General features: G+C 41.7%; 17 protein-coding genes and 1 pseudogene. 10 read left to right on the top strand and 8 right to left on the bottom strand.

Annotated features, from left to right (window positions below; all coding sequences use genetic code 11):
- The first annotated feature begins 6 nt into the window (after positions 1–6).
- From AC4HAL_RS04605 to radC, 5 genes are all read left to right on the top strand, one after another.
- Positions 7–1,005, top strand: coding sequence for an NAD(P)/FAD-dependent oxidoreductase (locus AC4HAL_RS04605; protein ID WP_491093189.1), 999 nt, complete (start codon positions 7–9; stop codon positions 1,003–1,005).
- 127 nt (positions 1,006–1,132) lie between these two features.
- Positions 1,133–1,876 carry a DeoR/GlpR family DNA-binding transcription regulator gene (locus AC4HAL_RS04610; RefSeq protein ID WP_447451456.1) on the top strand — a complete coding sequence of 248 codons (744 nt, stop codon included), beginning with the start codon at positions 1,133–1,135 and terminating at the stop codon, positions 1,874–1,876.
- On the top strand, positions 1,873–2,784 hold the full coding sequence (gene pfkB, locus AC4HAL_RS04615) for a 1-phosphofructokinase (protein ID WP_491093190.1): 912 nt from the start codon (positions 1,873–1,875) through the stop codon (positions 2,782–2,784). The genes AC4HAL_RS04610 and pfkB overlap by 4 nt, the downstream gene beginning before the upstream one ends.
- Positions 2,781–4,754 (top strand): PTS fructose transporter subunit IIABC, encoded by a 1,974-nt coding sequence (locus AC4HAL_RS04620; protein WP_491093191.1) that lies wholly within the window; start codon positions 2,781–2,783, stop codon positions 4,752–4,754. Before pfkB ends, AC4HAL_RS04620 begins: the two co-directional genes overlap by 4 nt.
- A gap of 164 nt (positions 4,755–4,918) precedes the next feature.
- On the top strand, positions 4,919–5,602 hold the full coding sequence (gene radC, locus AC4HAL_RS04625; RefSeq protein ID WP_491093192.1) for a RadC family protein: 684 nt from the start codon (positions 4,919–4,921) through the stop codon (positions 5,600–5,602).
- Here radC and AC4HAL_RS04630 read toward each other — a convergent pair.
- From AC4HAL_RS04630 to AC4HAL_RS04655, 6 genes are all read right to left on the bottom strand, one after another.
- Positions 5,599–6,294, bottom strand: coding sequence for a gamma-glutamyl-gamma-aminobutyrate hydrolase family protein (locus AC4HAL_RS04630; protein WP_491093193.1), 696 nt, complete (start codon positions 6,292–6,294; stop codon positions 5,599–5,601). The two genes, radC and AC4HAL_RS04630, sit on opposite strands and share 4 nt — an antisense overlap.
- Before the next feature lie 83 nt (positions 6,295–6,377).
- Positions 6,378–7,016, bottom strand: a complete 639-nt coding sequence (locus AC4HAL_RS04635; protein WP_491093194.1) for a redox-sensing transcriptional repressor Rex — start codon at positions 7,014–7,016, stop codon at positions 6,378–6,380.
- 133 nt (positions 7,017–7,149) lie between these two features.
- Positions 7,150–7,497, bottom strand: a complete 348-nt coding sequence (locus tag AC4HAL_RS04640; RefSeq protein WP_491093195.1) for a DUF1831 domain-containing protein — start codon at positions 7,495–7,497, stop codon at positions 7,150–7,152.
- A gap of 2 nt (positions 7,498–7,499) precedes the next feature.
- Positions 7,500–8,615, bottom strand: coding sequence for a cysteine desulfurase family protein (locus AC4HAL_RS04645; protein WP_491093196.1), 1,116 nt, complete (start codon positions 8,613–8,615; stop codon positions 7,500–7,502).
- A gap of 3 nt (positions 8,616–8,618) precedes the next feature.
- Positions 8,619–9,584: a ribose-phosphate diphosphokinase gene (locus tag AC4HAL_RS04650; RefSeq protein ID WP_491093197.1), complete on the bottom strand. Its 966-nt coding sequence runs from the start codon at positions 9,582–9,584 to the stop codon at positions 8,619–8,621.
- A 193-nt stretch (positions 9,585–9,777) separates the two neighbouring features.
- Positions 9,778–10,347 (bottom strand): CYTH domain-containing protein, encoded by a 570-nt coding sequence (locus AC4HAL_RS04655; protein ID WP_491093198.1) that lies wholly within the window; start codon positions 10,345–10,347, stop codon positions 9,778–9,780.
- A gap of 132 nt (positions 10,348–10,479) precedes the next feature.
- On the opposite strand from AC4HAL_RS04655, the gene yjbM reads away from it, so the two are divergent.
- The 5 genes from yjbM to AC4HAL_RS04680 all read left to right on the top strand — a co-directional run bounded on the left by yjbM (position 10,480) and on the right by AC4HAL_RS04680 (position 15,129).
- Positions 10,480–11,145 carry a GTP diphosphokinase gene (yjbM, locus tag AC4HAL_RS04660; RefSeq protein WP_447451434.1) on the top strand — a complete coding sequence of 222 codons (666 nt, stop codon included), beginning with the start codon at positions 10,480–10,482 and terminating at the stop codon, positions 11,143–11,145.
- Positions 11,120–11,959: an NAD kinase gene (locus tag AC4HAL_RS04665; RefSeq protein WP_447451433.1), complete on the top strand. Its 840-nt coding sequence runs from the start codon at positions 11,120–11,122 to the stop codon at positions 11,957–11,959. The genes yjbM and AC4HAL_RS04665 overlap by 26 nt, the downstream gene beginning before the upstream one ends.
- Entirely contained in the window at positions 11,956–12,858 is a 903-nt protein-coding gene (locus AC4HAL_RS04670) for an RluA family pseudouridine synthase (RefSeq protein ID WP_491093199.1), read from the top strand. Before AC4HAL_RS04665 ends, AC4HAL_RS04670 begins: the two co-directional genes overlap by 4 nt.
- 11 nt (positions 12,859–12,869) lie before the next feature.
- Entirely contained in the window at positions 12,870–13,853 is a 984-nt protein-coding gene (gene pta, locus AC4HAL_RS04675; protein WP_491093200.1) for a phosphate acetyltransferase, read from the top strand.
- 517 nt (positions 13,854–14,370) lie between these two features.
- Positions 14,371–15,129 carry an SDR family oxidoreductase gene (locus tag AC4HAL_RS04680; protein WP_491093201.1) on the top strand — a complete coding sequence of 253 codons (759 nt, stop codon included), beginning with the start codon at positions 14,371–14,373 and terminating at the stop codon, positions 15,127–15,129.
- Positions 15,130–15,770: 641 nt separating this feature from the next.
- Here the strand turns inward: AC4HAL_RS04680 and AC4HAL_RS04685 are convergent.
- Complete coding sequence (locus AC4HAL_RS04685) at positions 15,771–16,175, bottom strand: sodium transporter (RefSeq protein WP_491093202.1); 405 nt, start codon at positions 16,173–16,175, stop codon at positions 15,771–15,773.
- 136 nt (positions 16,176–16,311) lie between these two features.
- Positions 16,312–16,426, bottom strand: a pseudogene (locus AC4HAL_RS04690) (IS30 family transposase); the annotation flags it as partial.

The raw sequence follows: 16,426 nt of genomic DNA on the forward strand, positions 1-16,426 counted from the left end.
AGATCTATGCTTGAGCAAAAGATAACAGATATTACTATCATTGGCGGGGGACCGGTTGGTCTTTTTGCGGCTTTTTACGCAGGTTTGCGTGGTATGAATGTTAAGATTATCGAATCTCTATCGGAACTGGGAGGACAGCCGGCCGTTCTCTATCCGGAGAAAGTCATTTACGATATACCAGCTATGCCGGCTGTCAATGGTTTAGAGTTGACACAAAATCTGCTGAAGCAGCTTGAACGCTTTAAAGAAACAACTGATATTTGCCTGAAAGAAGAAGTTTTGACCTTTGAGAAGACAGATGATTATTTTACTATAAAGACGACAAAGAACAAGCACTTTAGCCGTGCCATCCTCATTGCCTGTGGGAATGGTGCTTTTGCTCCTCGAAGACTGGGACTGGAATCAGAAGAGCAGTATGCTGATCGCAATCTATTTTACAATGTCCGCAACCTAGAAGATTTTTCCGATAAGAAGGTTGTAATCTGCGGGGGTGGTGATTCGGCAGTGGATTGGGCTTTGCACTTGGAACCTATAGCTGAGAGTGTAACGATTGTACACCGTCGGGATGCCTTCCGTGCACATGAGCATAGCGTGGAGCTGCTGAAAAATTCTTCTGTAAAATTAATGACCCCTTATGTTCCTTTAGCTTTAAAAGGTGATGGCCAAGAGGTCACTAGTTTAACCGTTCAGAAGGTCAAAGGTGAGGAAGAGGCGGAAATAGATCTGGATGCTCTGATTGTTAGTTTTGGATTTTCAACCAACAATAAAAATCTCAGAAACTGGGGACTTGATTACAAACGCTCCAATATCCAAGTTTCACCTGTTTTTCAGACCAGTCAAGAAGGCGTCTATGCGATCGGCGATGCTGCAGACTATGCCGGTAAGGTTGATTTGATTGCTACTGGCTTTGGTGAAGCACCCACCGCTATCAATCATGCTATCAACTATATCTACCCAGAACGCGATAATCGTGCTGTTCATTCTACGTCACTTATCAAAGAATAATCAATACTTCAGCCAAGCATAAAATCAGCTTGGCTTTTATTATGAAAGTTTTTGGTAGAAAATGCTTGACATTGAATGAAATTAGCCTATAATGGAGATTGTAAACGATTGCAAAGGAGGTGCTGGTATTCTCAAGTCAGAACGTAAAAATCTGATTATGGCTAAGATTCATGATCAGAACTTCGTTACTTTAGATAGTTTAGTGAGCCTTTTACAGACTTCTGAATCAACGGTGCGTCGGGATTTGGACGAGTTGGAGGCTGAACGTAAGCTCCATCGGATCCATGGCGGTGCTGAAAAACTGCATAGCCTACAAGAAGAGCTCAGTGTTCAGCAAAAGTCTATCAAGAATGTTCAAGAAAAAAGGCTGATTGCCCACAAGGCTCAGAGTTTGATTGATGAAAATGAAGTCATTTTTATTGAGGCTGGAACAACAAATGAACTCTTAGTTGATGAATTGACTAGGACGGATATAACGGTTGTGACCAATTCTCCCCACCACGCTATTAAGCTGGCGGATAAGAAGATCCCCACCATTATTATTGGAGGGGAGCTCAAGTGGGCCACGGATGCCAATATCGGTCCCATCGCTTTTAATCAGATCAGTCAGTTCAACTTTGATAAGGCTTTTTTGGGAACTAACGGGATAGATAATGAAAATCTTACAACCCCTGATATCTATGAAGCTACTATCAAACAGGCTGTTATTGCTAGCAGTGAGGAGACCTTCGTGCTGACAGACAGTACCAAATTAGATCAGATAGCCTTTGCTAAATTTGCTAAGCTGTCTGATGTAACTGTGATTATTAACCAGTCTTCAAAGGCAATCGTCGATACTTTAAAAGAAAAAACGAAGGTGATAGAAGTATGATTTACACAGTAACCCTCAACCCTTCCATCGACTATATCGTTCGTCTAAATCATGTCGTTATAGGTAATGTTAACCGCATGGATAGCGATGATAAATTTGCAGGGGGAAAGGGTATTAATGTCAGCCGTATCCTGCAGCGTTTAGGTATTGATAACACAGCAACAGGTTTTATCGGTGGTTTCACAGGCAAGTTCGTTGAAGATGCCTTACTTGCTGAAAGCATTAGGACTAAATTTGTAGCCGTTGATCAGGATACGCGGATCAATGTTAAGATTAAAGCAGACGCTGAAACAGAAATCAACGGCCCTGGTCCTCAGGTAACACCTCATCAGCTGGCCCAGCTAGAGGAATTTCTTAGTAAGCTAACGTCTGATGATACCGTTGTCTTTGCAGGTTCAGCTCCGGCCAACCTTGGTAATCAGGTTTACAAACGCTTGATTCCTACTGCCAGAGAGACAGGAGCTCAGGTCGTCTGTGATTTTGAAGGTCAAACCTTGCTGGATGCTTTGGAATACCAGCCCCTTTTGGTCAAGCCCAATAATCACGAGTTGGAGGCGATCTTTGATGTTAAACTAAATGGCCTCGCTGATGTTGAAAAGTATGCACGAGAAATCCTAGCTAAAGGAGCTCAAAATGTTATCATTTCTATGGCAGGGGATGGTGCTCTTTTGGTAACACCAGAGGCCGCCTACTTTGCTAAACCGATCAAAGGAGAGGTGAAAAACTCTGTTGGTGCGGGTGATTCTATGGTAGCAGGTTTCACAGGTCAATTTGTCCGAACCAAGGATGCGGTTGAGGCGCTTAAGTGGGGAGTTGCCTGCGGAACATCAACAGCTTTCTCAGACGATCTAGCTAGCATTGAGTTTATAGAGGAAACATATCAAAAAGTAGAGGTAGAAAAACTATGAAAATTCAAGATCTCCTAAGAAAAGAGGTCATGTTGCTTGATTTGCAGGCGACTACCAAAGAAGCTGCTATTGATGAAATGATCAATAGCTTGGTGGATAAAGGAATCGTAACGGATTTTAGCACCTTCAAAGAAGGTATTATGAACCGTGAAGCACAGACATCGACTGGCTTAGGCGATGGAGTTGCTATGCCACACAGCAAAAATGCAGCTGTTAAGGAAGCAACGGTTCTCTTTGCTAAATCAGCAAACGGTGTCGACTATGAAGCACTTGATGGTCAGCCAACAGATTTATTCTTCATGATTGCAGCGCCGGATGGCGCCAATGATACGCACTTGGCCGCCCTAGCTGAGTTATCTAAGTATTTGCTGAAGGATGGCTTCGCTGATAAGTTGCGTCAGGTAACAACCCCAGAGGAAGTCATTGCGACTTTTGATCAGGCGGAAGAAGAAAATAAGGAAGAAGCCGCTGCACAGCCAGCTCAGGCTGCATCTGATGATAAGCCATTGGTTGTCGCTGTTACAGCGTGCACCACCGGTATTGCCCATACCTATATGGCCGAAGAAGCCCTTATCAAACAAGGTGAAGAGATGGGAGTTACCGTTCGTGTTGAAACGAATGGCGCGTCCGGTGTCGGTAATGCCTTAACTGCAGATGAAATCAAGCGTGCCAAGGGTGTCATTGTAGCAGCCGATAAAGCTGTTGAAATGGCTCGTTTTGATGGCAAGCAACTGATTTCTCGACCTGTTGCCGAAGGTATTAAGAAACCTGAAGAACTGATTAACACCATTTTGGACGGTAAGGCTGAAACATATACAGCAGCTCAAGGCGAGGCAACTGCTTCAGCTGATGAGGGCGAAAAGCAAGGGCTAGGTTCGGCTTTCTATAAACACCTTATGAGTGGAGTATCACAAATGCTGCCATTCGTTATTGGCGGTGGTATCATGATTGCTTTGGCTTTCTTAATTGATAACATCCTTGGTGTCCCTCAAGACCAGCTTGGTAATCTTGGTGTTTACCACCAATCGGCCGCCATCTTCAAGCAGATTGGTAATGCCGCTTTTGGGTTTATGTTGCCAGTGCTAGCAGGTTATATTGCCTATTCGATTGCTGAAAAGCCTGGTTTGGCCTCAGGATTTGCAGCTGGCTTCATCGCTTCTAATGGGTATGCGATCAATACGGTTGCTTATTTCTCAGGTAGCAAAGCTGCTCAAAATCCTAACTTAATTCCATCTGGTTTCCTAGGTGCCCTAGTTGGTGGTTTCATTGCTGGTGGGGTAGCACTTTTACTTAAAAAGTACGTCAAGGTTCCTCGTTCTTTAGAAGGTATTAAGTCTATCTTGCTTTTACCCTTGCTTGGTGTTGCTATTACAGGATTCTTGATGCTTCTAGTCAACATCCCAATGGGAGCCATTAATACTGCTCTCAATAACTTCCTAGAAGGCCTGTCAGGTAGTTCTGCCGTCTTGCTGGGCCTTATCGTTGGAGCTATGATGGCTATTGATATGGGTGGACCATTTAATAAGGCAGCTTATATTTTTGGGACAGGGACTTTAACTGCAGATGCTCTGTCCAATGGTGGTTCAGTAGTTATGGCGGCTGTTATGGCTGCAGGTATGGTTCCACCACTTGCCGTTTTTGTGGCAACTCGTATCTTCCCTAATAAATTTAGCCAAGAAGAACGCGATTCTGGTTTAACTAATATTGTGATGGGACTCTCCTTTATCACTGAAGGTGCCATTCCATTTGGCGCAGCTGATCCAGGACGTGCTATCCCAAGCTTTATGGTTGGTTCTGCCCTTACAGGTGCTCTAGTTGGTCTTTCTGGTATCAAACTGATGGCTCCCCATGGTGGTATATTTGTCGTTGCCCTAACGACTAACTGGTGGCTCTACCTTGTTTACGTTGCTCTTGGTGCAGTAGTGTCCGGTATCATCTTTGGCGCTCTTCGTAAAGAACAAGGAGCCTGAGACTTTCCTTATAAAAATCCTCGTTGAAAGGCGAGGATTTTTTCTTTAAGTTAATTAAGGCTCTCAGTGAGAATGATTATGTGGGTCCTATTTTTATGGAATCAACTATGCTAAAATTCTCTCTTCTTTTTTTATCTTACGAATTAAAAGGTAGGAGGAACTTTATGTATACTATTGAAATTCATCAGGATACTTTACGTCCCCGGGAGCGTCTATTAGCTCAAGGGGCAGAACAGTTGAGCAATCAAGAATTATTAGCAATTTTATTGAGAACTGGGACTAAGCAGCAGCATGTTTTATCCTTAGCCAATAATATTTTAGAAGCTTTAGATAACCTAGCAGATTTTCGGTTGCTATCTTTGGAAGAATTACAGGCAATTTCTGGTATTGGTCGTGTGAAATCCATTGAAATTAAGGCTATGTTAGAATTTGCTAAAAGAGTTAACCAAGCTGCGAACACTTCGGGCGAACGTATTATTTCCAGTGAGCAGCTAGCAAAGAAAATGATTGCTGATTTAAGGGATAAACGTCAAGAACATCTTGTTGCTCTTTATTTAGATACACAAAATCGTCTGATTAAGCAACAAACAATTTTTATTGGCAGTGTCCGTCATTCAATTGCTGAGCCAAGGGAGATTTTGCACTATGCCTGCAAGGTTATGGCAACTTCAGTTATCATTGCCCATAACCATCCGTCTGGACAGTCTAACCCTAGTCAGCATGATATCACCTTTACGAAAAAAATAAAACGATGCTGTGATGATCTGGGGGTAGAACTCCTAGATCACATCATCGTTGGTTCAGGTAGTTATTATAGCTTTCGAGAAGAAACGGACCTTATTATTTAAAGTTCATTGACAAAATAGTTGAAGAGTTCCTGATCGGCTTTTCGGTTACCAATAAGCAATTCCGGGTGCCATTGCACACCCATGAAGTGGATGTCGGGGTGATTAGATTCAACGGCCTCGATCGTTTGATCGTTTGGATCTTCAGCAATAACATCCAAAAAAGGAGAAAGTTCCTTGATACTTTGGTGATGAAAAGAATTGATAGAGCTTTGAGTACCATAAATCTCAGCTAACCTAGTATGATCTTTAACCGCCATATCATGATAGAGGTAGTCTGACGGTTTATCTTGCCAGTGATTCTCTATTGCTTGATTGAGACTGCCTCCCAATGCAACATTCATCAGCTGGGTGCCGCGACAGACAGAAAAAATAGGTTTTTCTTGACGAATTGCCTCATCAATAATCGCAAATTCAAAATCATCTCGACGCCGCAAAAAATCATTATCGCTAGCTTGATTCACTTCGTGATAAAAGTCGGGATCCACATTTTGACCGCCGATTAAGAGGACTTTATCAACCATAGAGACATAGGGCTTGGCATCTTCTATTTTTCCAATAGGGAATAAAAGCGGGAGACCGCCGGCTTTTTTGACACCCTCAACAAAGCCTGTTGGAGCGTAGCTCCAAGGAATATCATCATTGGGATTGGGTCTTTCATTAGTAGTAATGCCGATAATAGGCTTTGATTTCATAGGCAACCTCCTAGATAAGAATTGGGTAACATAAGTCGAAAATAGGATCGGGGTTCTGGAACAGTCATGTCAATGTTAGGTAATTATTGGCTCTGATTCATAAAATACAGGAGGGTTTGTAACTCACTAGTTAAATCAACATACTGGACAAATACGCCCTTAGGAAGACTAAGGTTAACAGGTGAAAAGCTAAGAATACCTTTGATACCAGATTGGACTAATTGCTCTGAGACCTCCTGCGCCTTAACACTGGGAACTGTTAGAATGGCGGTATGGCAGTCAGCACCATCCAAGCGATCTTTTATAGTCGAGATACCATAAATAGGAATATCGTCATCGGTTTTTGTGCCTACAAGTACATTATCATCGGTATCAAAAGCCATAATAATCTTCATTTTATTGCGTTCATGGAAGCGGTAGTGGAGCAAGGCTCGCCCCATATTCCCGCAGCCTACCAAAGCTACATTTGTGATAGAGTGATCGTGAAGAATATCGGCAAAAAAATTCATTAATTTTCTAACATCATAGCCAAATCCTCGGCGCCCTAATTCTCCAAAATAAGAGAAGTCTCGACGAACGGTGGCAGAGTCAATCCCAATCGCTTCAGCAATCTGCTTAGAGCTAGCTTTTTCAATATTTTCAGCATAAAAACGTTTGAAAGTTCTATAGTAAAGCGACAAACGTTTGGCCGTAGCCTTAGGAATAGATTTATCAATAGCCATAGAAACTATATCTCCAATCCTTTAGAGTTCAATACTACCTTAATTGTAGAACAAGTTTGTGAAAACTGCAACAAATTAGTGATAAAAAAATCCTATGGTTATCATAGAATTCTTTTATCGATTCACAAAAAGACTAAATCTCCGTTTTAGTGAACACATCGCGCTCAACCAAGCTATCCATTAAGAAATAGAATTTATCTTGAATAATACACGTTTTATCCGTCTTAAAAATGTTAACCTGCCGCAAGCCAGACTGATCCGTAATAATAAGTTTGAAAGATTGTAAGTCCTTATTGATCGTAATTTTAAGTGGGAAGCCGTTGCCAGAATTTGGAATTTCCTCCAAAAGGCGATTCAGTTCGTAGTGGCCTAGCTTGTTCTGGGTAAAGGTCATATCACCCAAGGTGTACTTCTTAAGATTAGGGTTAATAGAGTAGCTGTAGTGACAATCAGGAAGATAGATCGTTTTTTCAAAAGCCATAATTATTTGATAAGCTCCTTTATTTGATGGGCTAAAAGCTGTAGGTCTTCAGCTGTATTTAATTCTGAAAGACTAATGCGAATAGATTCTTGTAATCTTGGTGAATCAGCTCCGTACAGAGCTGTTAGAACATGGCTAGGATCGACTGTACCTGCAGTGCAGGCAGAACCAGTCGAAACTGCAAATCCAGCCAAGTCCAGCTGTGTTAGTAACAGTCCATTATTGACATTAGGAAAGCCAATATTGATGACATGGGGCATAGCAGTATTCCCACCGTTTAGGTAATAATCAAGGCCTTCTATCTTGGATAAGAAGATTTGACGCAGTTGACTGACCTTTTGGAAATTTTGTTCTAAATACTCTTGGGTTTCTCTAAGTGCTTGAGCCATACCAGCGATACCAATTATATTTTCAGTGCTGGCCCGCTTCTTATTTTCTTGTTCGCCACCATGCAGTAGGCTATCTATATAATGAGGCTGTGCGTAAAGGAACCCCACCCCTTTGGGACCATGAAATTTATGGGCAGAAGCAGAAAGAAAATCGATACCCAGCTGTTCTGGAATAATTTTCACCTTGCCTATAGCTTGAACAGCATCAACATGAAAAACAGCTTGGTGATCTACTAAAATTTTACCGAACTCAGCGATGGGCAAAAGAGTGCCAGTTTCATTATTAGCAAACATGGCACTGACTAATATAGTGTCCTCGCGCAAGGCCTTAGATAGGGAATTTGGTGTAATCTGACCGTTTTCATCTGGCTGTAAGTAAGTAACTTCAAAACCAAAGCGCTTCTCAAGATATTGCATGACATGCAAGACAGAATGGTGCTCAACAGCGGTTGTAATAAGGTGTTTCCCTTTATCTTGGTTGGCCAGAGCATAGCCCTGAATCGCCATATTGTTACTCTCAGTACCGCCAGATGTAAAGATAATTTTATTAGCCTGACTACCTAAATACTGTGCAATGACATGACGGCTATCCCTCAGTAATTGGTTGGCCTGCCGCCCGTAGGTATGAATGCTGGAAGGATTTCCAAAGGTTTCGGTCATCACTTTTGTCATAGATTCGATAACACCTGGGGTTAGTGGAGTTGTCGCAGCATTATCGAGATAAATCATTTGTTAAACCTCACTGTCTGCAGTGTAAGTAAAGAGTGGACTGAGTGGTTGGTGGTTATGGATACGGGTGATGGCATCTCCAATCAGTTTGCTAGCTGAAATATAGGTGACGTTACTGCTGATTCTCTCTTTAGTTACAACAGAATCAGTAACAAGAATTTCTTTGATCGGAGCAGCCTCTAAGATATCAGCTGCTCCACTAGCAAAAAGACCGTGGCTGGCTACAGCATAGATTTCAGAAGCTCCCTCACGTTCAACGATTTTAGCCGCCTCGGCAAAAGTTTTACCGGTATTTAGGATATCATCAATAAGAATAGCTTTCTTACCGATAACTTCACCAATGATGTAGCCTTCTTCACGCTGGGCATCATCCTGAGCATAGTCAATAATAGCAATAGGAGCATTTAAATATTCTGCTAAACTGCGCGCTCGTTTAATACCAGAGTTTTTCGGACTAACCACAACGACATCAGAACCCGTAAGCCCTTTATGAGCATAACGATCCGCAAATAAGGGAACAGTGAAAAGATTGTCAACAGGAATGTCAAAGAATCCCTGAACTTGAACCGCATGCAGATCAAGTGTTAGAATACGATCGGCTCCTGCCTTGACTAACATATTAGCAACTAGCTTGGCTGTGATTGGCTCACGACGTTGAGCGATGCGATCTTGGCGAGCGTAGCCAAAGTAGGGCATGATAACATTAACCGAGTTTGCGCTAGCTCGTTTGCAGGCATCAATCATAATCAATAGCTCCCAGAGGTTATCATTGACAGGAAGACTGGTAGATTGGATAACGTAGATATCAAAACCGCGTACACTTTCTTCAATATTGATCATAATTTCGCCATCTGAAAACTGCTTAGATGACAATTTGCTGAGAGGAATACCAGATGCCTTGGAAATTTTTTCAGCAATTGCGGTATTAGACGTTAACGAAAATAATTTGGGGGTGCTCGCTGCTGCCATAGTAAAAATAGCTCTCCTTGTTCTAACTGCAAAGCTCTCGGTTCTTTTAGATTGTCTAGATGAGATTATAATAGTCCCATAATAAAAAATCAGACTGATAAAGCGCCAAGAGCCATATGTTAAAAGTTTACCTTCTTCATTGTATCAAAAAAGGCTGATTTTTTCAGCCTGTCTTTACTATTTTAGTGTAAGATTAGTTAGTTTTTAAGGTTGAGCAAAAGCGTGCCACCTTGCTTTTAGCATATTTGAGATCAATACCATGTTCAGCTAGAAAAGTTTCGAAATCTGCTTTCCCTTGTTGGGCCTCTTTGACTTCTAATTCCAACTCGTAGTCAATTCGGCCGGAATAGTTATTTTTATCGAGAGCCATGAGACCGATTGGCGTTTCTTTCTCACGTCGAATAGTTGTTAAATGACCTAAATTTTTGAGCTGGCCACAGTCAATACCGCGTTGAATCAGCAAATCTTTTATGGCATTGTCAGGAAAATCACAGGATTCAATAATCGTACGTGCTTGTTCGCGTGATAAATCGAGGTTATGCTCCAAAGTTCCCACTGGCTCAGGGATCTTTAGGGTCATTTCAGCCCTCTTATCAAAAGTGCGAATCCGAAGGGACAGGCGCTTTTGACGCATAGTAAAATTATCAGTGTCAAAGTAGTAGTTGGTTTGGGTAATTGGAAGGATGTGCGAAAAGAGAGCTTCCATGCGCTGAAACTCTGCCTTATTGAGCATAGTCTTATATTCTATTTCCAAGTGGTTCATGTCATGATTTTCCTTTGCAGACCTATTTATGGTATAATACTGATTAAAATAATTCTATAAAAAAGTGGGGGTTTTTACAAGATTTGACTGTAAATGCCCCTTGTAAAAACAGGAGTTTAACAAAAAATAATTATGGAATGGGAAGCCTTTTTAGACCCCTATATTCAGACTGTTGGCGAATTAAAAATTAAATTTCGTGGTATTCGTAAGCAGTTTCGTAAACAAAACCGCCATTCGCCAATTGAGTTTGTCACAGGCCGCGTTAAACCTATTGAAAGCATCAAAGAAAAAATGGCTCTCCGTGCGATTAAAGAGAAGCACCTAGCAGAAGATATGCAGGACATTGCTGGTATTCGTATCATGGTGCAGTTTGTAGATGACGTTCAGGAAGTGTTGGAACTGATTCGTCGGCGTCATGATATGCGTATTGTACAAGAGCGCGACTACATTAATAATCGTAAGGCCAGCGGATATCGCTCTTACCATGTGATTATTGAGTACCCTGTTGATACCATTGAAGGGCAGAGGAAGGTTTTAGCCGAGATTCAGATACGGACTTTGGCCATGAATTTTTGGGCTACGATTGAGCATTCTCTCAATTATAAATATCAGGGCGACTTTCCAGAGGAGATTAAACAACGTTTAGAGGTCACCTCTCGTATTGCTCGCGAATTAGATGAAGAGATGCGCAAAATCCGAGATGACATCAAGGAAGCTCAGCTTCTATTCGACCCAGTAAGCAGAAAATTAAGTGACGGTGTGGGAAACAGTGATGACACAGATGAATTATACAGGTAAGCCTCAAGCTAGGGTCGCCATTATCGCTAATGGGAAATATCAGAGTAAGCGAGTGGCGTCAAAGATTTTTAGTGCCCTCAAGCATGATCATGATTTTTATCTAAGTAAGGAAAATCCTGATATTGTAATTTCTGTTGGGGGAGACGGAATGCTTTTATCCGCCTTTCATATGTATGAAAAATCTTTAGACAAAGTGCGATTTGTCGGTATTCATACAGGACATCTAGGTTTCTATACCGATTATCGTGATTTTGAAGTGGACGAGTTTTTGAAAAACTTACGTACTGATCGAGGTGAGAAAATCTCCTACCCTCTTTTGCGCGTGACAGTTACCATGGCAGACGGACGGGTGGTGACAGCTAGAGCTTTAAATGAGGCTAGCCTGCGACGATTAGAAAAAACCATGGTGGCTGATATCGCTATCAACGGGACTCAGCTGGAACGTTTTCGTGGGGATGGACTAACTGTATCAACACCGACAGGCAGTACAGCCTATAATAAATCTATCGGAGGTGCAGTGCTCCACCCTACTGTTGAAGCTTTTCAGATAACGGAAATTGCTAGCCTTAATAATCGTGTTTACCGGACTTTGGGAAGCTCTGCTATCATACCTAAAGGTCAAGTCGTTACTGTTGAACCTAAGCGAGTCGGTTCCTATACCGTTTCTATTGACAATAAATCTTTCAACTATCGCAATGTTTCCAAGATGGAATTCTCCCTTGATGATAAAAAAATTAGTTTTCTGTCCTCACCTAACCATATAGGTTTTTGGGAGCGTGTGAAGGATGCCTTTATCGGCGAGGTAGAAACGTGATATTTGAATTCGTGGCAGACAGGCGCTGCAAAATCAAAACCTTACTGCATGGGCACGACATTTCTAAAGCTCTTCTAGCCAAGATTAAGTTCAAAGGTGGGAATATCTGGGTAAATGGCATTGAACAAAATGCCATTTATTTATTAGATATAGGAGATAAGGTCACTATCGATATTCCTAATGAGATTGACCAAAATAACAGCCTAGAGCCAATTCAGCATGACTTGAATATTGTCTATGAAGATAAGCATTTCTTGGTGCTGGATAAACCAGCAGGTTATGCAAGTATCCCGAGCAGTCTGCATTCTAATACGATGGCAAATTTTGTTAAAGCCTACTATTTGGATAAAGGGTACCCCAACCAGCAAATTCACATTGTTACGCGATTAGATAAAGATACCAGCGGTCTTATGCTGTTTGCTAAGCACGGCTACGCTCATGCTCGTATGGATAAACAGCTTCAAGCCAAGACCATTGAAAAGCGCTATTATGCTCTGGTGATGGGTGGTGGTAGACATTTACCTGAACAAGGAGAAATTATAGCGCCGATTGCTCGCGATGAGGATAGTATTATTACGCGTCATGTTCATCCTTCTGGTAAGTATGCTCATACGAGTTACCGCCTTATTGGATGTTTTGGTGATGTTGACTTAGTTGATATCAAGTTGCACACAGGACGTACACATCAGATTAGGGTCCATTTTAGACACATTGGGTATCCCTTGCTGGGGGATGATCTCTATGGAGGAGCGATGACCTATGGTATTCAGCGTCAAGCTCTGCATTGTCATACCCTGAGGTTTTGGGATCCCTTCACTGAGCAGGAGCGCTTTTTCGAATCCGGCTTGACAGATGATTTTGAAAACGTTATCATGAACCTACAAACTGATTTAGAATAGAGGAGTTATTCATGTTACGAAGTTTATTTGGCGACTTGAGGACGAAAATTGCCGGTAAGGGGATTAGAATTGTTTTTCCTGAAGGAAATGACGAAAGAGTTGTCAGAGCTGCGGCTCGTCTCAAGTTTGAAGGGCTGGTTGAACCGATTATTCTGGGAAATGATGCAGAGGTCCGTGGCCTCCTTCATGAGTTAGGATTCGTTAACCAAGACTATATTGTTATTGACCCCTATAACTTTCCCTATTTTGAGGATATGAAGTCCTTGTTCCTGGATATTCGAAAAGGGAAGGTTAGCCCAGAAGAAGCAGATAGGCTCCTTCGCGATGTTAATTATTTCGGTGTTATGTTGGTCAAAATGGAAGTGGCTGATGGTATGGTTTCGGGTGCGATTCACTCAACGGCAGACACCGTGCGGCCAGCTTTGCAAATTATTAAAACGAAGCCAGGTATCTCACGGACATCAGGTGTTTTCTTAATGAATCGGGACAATACTGATGAGCGCCTGATCTTTGCGGACTGCGCTATCAATATCGATCCCAACGCTCAGGAATTAGCTGAAATAGCTGTGAATACAGCGGATACTGCGAAAATTTTTGATCTTGACCCCAAGATTGCTCTGCTTAGTTTTTCTACTAAAGGAAGTGCTAAGGCTCCTCAGGCTGAAAAAGTTCAGGAGGCTACCAGACTGGCCAAAGAGATGGCGCCCGATTTAGCCCTTGATGGTGAACTCCAGTTTGATGCTGCTTTCGTTCCTACAACAGCAGCAATCAAAGCACCGGATAGTGATGTAGCAGGACAAGCTAATGTTTTTATATTCCCTGATCTCCAGTCGGGCAATATCGGTTACAAGATCGCACAGCGACTAGGTATATTTGAGGCGATCGGGCCTATTCTACAGGGATTAAATATGCCTGTTAACGATTTATCCCGTGGCTCTAGTGCAGAAGATATATATAAGTTGGCTATTATCACAGCGGCGCAGTCTGTCGAATAAAAATTTATTGTGATAAGGACTGTTATAAAGGTATATCAAGGTCAGGATTTTTATCCCGACCTCTTCTAGTTTTGTGATACTCAAGGAAAACAAAAATCAGATGAATGACGGATCGCAGACAGTTTAACTTCCCTATAGTTTGGGATTAGGAGTTAGGCACATACCAGCTTGTATCGCTAAAACAGAGTAAGGAGGCATTGCTGATGTCTCGTTTTGACTCTTACTGGGTTTATGTAGTAAATGCTGAATAAAGTCATCTGCGGCCTTTAGCTGTTTCTAAAATTAAATTAGTGGTACTATTTCCATCCATAGCCAGTCAAGCTCGGTTGTTAGAGCACCCCCTTGTTTTAAGCATGAACATTATGGCAGAAGGGTAAAACTTGGAACATTTATACGCCAGTTTTAAAAATAAAAAGATTGGGAGCTGTGGAGCTAAAATATTTACAAAAATGATTCTGAGAGGACCAAAAGACTTGCGATGAGAGGAATTATCAAAATTTTATGAGGAGAAAAAGATATGACAAAAATAATAATGGTTACAGGAGCCACTGCAGGGTTTGGTCAGGCTATCGCTCAGCTCTTTGTCTCTAAGGGTTATCGTGTTATCGGCACAGGGCGACGCCTAGAAAAATTAGAGGAGCTGTCCCAAAAATTAGGGGAGCATTTTTACCCTCTCCAGATGGATATGATGTCAGTAGATAACATTTCAGCGGCTCTTGGCAGCTTACCGGCGGAATGGTTCTCTATTGATATTTTAGTTAACAATGCTGGTCTGGCTCTAGGATTAGATAAAGCCTATGAAGCTAATTTTGATGACTGGCAGACTATGATTCAGACCAATATTATAGGTTTAACCTACTTAACACGGCAAGTTCTTCCCCAGATGGTAGAGCGTCAGTCGGGTTATATCATTAATATTGGATCAACAGCTGGTACAGTTCCCTATCCTGGAGCTAATATTTATGGTGCCAGCAAAGCTTTTGTCAAGCAGTTTTCGTTAAATTTACGAGCCGACTTAGCAGGAACGAAAGTACGAGTTAGTAATATAGAACCAGGTTTGTGCGAGGGTACTGAATTTTCAAATGTCCGTTTTAAAGGGGACAATCAGCGTGCTGCCGATCTTTATAAAGGCGCTAATGCGATACGCCCAGAAGATATTGCTAATACGGTTTTCTGGTTGGTTGAGCAACCAGAACATGTGAATGTCAATCGTATTGAGATTATGCCAACATCGCAAAGTTTTGGGCCACAGCCAGTCTATCGCGAAAAAAAATAGGTGCCACCTATCATTAAAAAAGACTGGGCAAAAACTTGTCCAGTATCCTATTTTAAAACAAACTCTTAACGCAGTGGTTGGGAGTAAGACTCGTTGGCTAGACCAAGAAGTCTTACTACTGCACAGTTCATTAGGTGCTTTAGCACCGAACCACTGCTGGCGGGCTTTCTTTTTCCCGCAAAGCCAAAGCGGAATATCTAAACAAATGTGATGAACGCTGTTCATCCTATCTCCAAACTCCAAAGGTCCCCCGGACCTTTGGAGTTGTGCGTGGGTGGGTTAAAAAGGTCTGGGAGACTTTTTAATCGGGAAATAAAGCTTGCAAAGCAAGTGTCAAAAACGGTCTGGGGAGAGACTGTTTCAGGTCACCACTCCCTTTGTTTGAAATAAACTAGCATAGCAGTGAGTAAAGTGACCCGCTCAACGCTCTCCTTGTCAACAAGCTTCAACTCTTTTCCAGATAGTTGATTCATTTGTACAAGGTAAAATTCAAATTGTCGGTGGGTTGTCTGAGGTGTGGGCCCTAAGCCAGGAGAGTAAGCAGATGTTTTGGATAAAGGCCCTTTCAGGAAGAGTGACAAGCAGCATTAAAAAATGTGATGGTTTCGCACTCTTTTGTTTACAACGATTCACGGTTAAAACTAGTCATCGTCAAATTGATGATCACTGATAGAGGCACCGGAGGTCGTATCAGACCAGCTAACAATAGCTTGTCCGCTCTCCTTCAGATAGCTGGTCAATAGTGGTTTAAGATCTTGAATATAAGAGCATACACCTAAGCAGATACCCTTTTCATCGTGTAGTAACTGGTAGGATTGTATCAAAACACGGTCAAAGGACTCGATAGGTAACTGTGTATGCAGGCTGTGGTCAGAAGAATTTTGAAGTGCTTCCCAAACCCATTCTGGTAAAACTGAAGGCTCCTCGCTTAAAAATAAATTATCGCCAGAGTAATTATTTGAATAAACAAGTTGCAAGTCTTTATTATAAAAGCTCAGATGATAAGGCAAGTGATTCAAAAATTTTAGTGCATCGTGGTTTAACATAACCTTTATCATAGTGGTTTTATGTAAAAAATGCAAGAAATCAAGTTTGTAAAGCCTATCTATCTGCTATGATTGTTGAACTCTTCTAGCATAAAGCCCATTAATTTGCGGCTGTTCTTTTTAAAAACTTAAATTGTCAAATTAAGTTGGACAGTTTCACCTGACTCAGAAAAACATGATAAGGTGTTTGATAATTTAGAGATTTTCTAGGAATCTTGTTTCTCCTATCAGCTATAGCTGATAAAATGGTT

This window comes from Streptococcus sp. ELY_125 (genome assembly GCF_058314535.1).

Excerpts from the sequence above, each read along its gene's own strand:
- AC4HAL_RS04605 (WP_491093189.1), top strand. The coding sequence starts at position 7 with ATGCTTGAGCAAAAGATAACAGATATTACTATCATTGGCGGGGGACCG.
- pfkB (WP_491093190.1), top strand. The coding sequence starts at position 1,873 with ATGATTTACACAGTAACCCTCAACCCTTCCATCGACTATATCGTTCGT.
- AC4HAL_RS04620 (WP_491093191.1), top strand. The coding sequence starts at position 2,781 with ATGAAAATTCAAGATCTCCTAAGAAAAGAGGTCATGTTGCTTGATTTG.
- radC (WP_491093192.1), top strand. The coding sequence starts at position 4,919 with ATGTATACTATTGAAATTCATCAGGATACTTTACGTCCCCGGGAGCGT.
- AC4HAL_RS04630 (WP_491093193.1), bottom strand. The coding sequence starts at position 6,294 with ATGAAATCAAAGCCTATTATCGGCATTACTACTAATGAAAGACCCAAT.
- AC4HAL_RS04635 (WP_491093194.1), bottom strand. The coding sequence starts at position 7,016 with ATGGCTATTGATAAATCTATTCCTAAGGCTACGGCCAAACGTTTGTCG.
- AC4HAL_RS04640 (WP_491093195.1), bottom strand. The coding sequence starts at position 7,497 with ATGGCTTTTGAAAAAACGATCTATCTTCCTGATTGTCACTACAGCTAC.
- AC4HAL_RS04645 (WP_491093196.1), bottom strand. The coding sequence starts at position 8,615 with ATGATTTATCTCGATAATGCTGCGACAACTCCACTAACCCCAGGTGTT.
- AC4HAL_RS04650 (WP_491093197.1), bottom strand. The coding sequence starts at position 9,584 with ATGGCAGCAGCGAGCACCCCCAAATTATTTTCGTTAACGTCTAATACC.
- AC4HAL_RS04655 (WP_491093198.1), bottom strand. The coding sequence starts at position 10,347 with ATGAACCACTTGGAAATAGAATATAAGACTATGCTCAATAAGGCAGAG.
- yjbM (WP_447451434.1), top strand. The coding sequence starts at position 10,480 with ATGGAATGGGAAGCCTTTTTAGACCCCTATATTCAGACTGTTGGCGAA.
- AC4HAL_RS04665 (WP_447451433.1), top strand. The coding sequence starts at position 11,120 with ATGACACAGATGAATTATACAGGTAAGCCTCAAGCTAGGGTCGCCATT.
- pta (WP_491093200.1), top strand. The coding sequence starts at position 12,870 with ATGTTACGAAGTTTATTTGGCGACTTGAGGACGAAAATTGCCGGTAAG.
- AC4HAL_RS04680 (WP_491093201.1), top strand. The coding sequence starts at position 14,371 with ATGACAAAAATAATAATGGTTACAGGAGCCACTGCAGGGTTTGGTCAG.
- AC4HAL_RS04685 (WP_491093202.1), bottom strand. The coding sequence starts at position 16,175 with ATGTTAAACCACGATGCACTAAAATTTTTGAATCACTTGCCTTATCAT.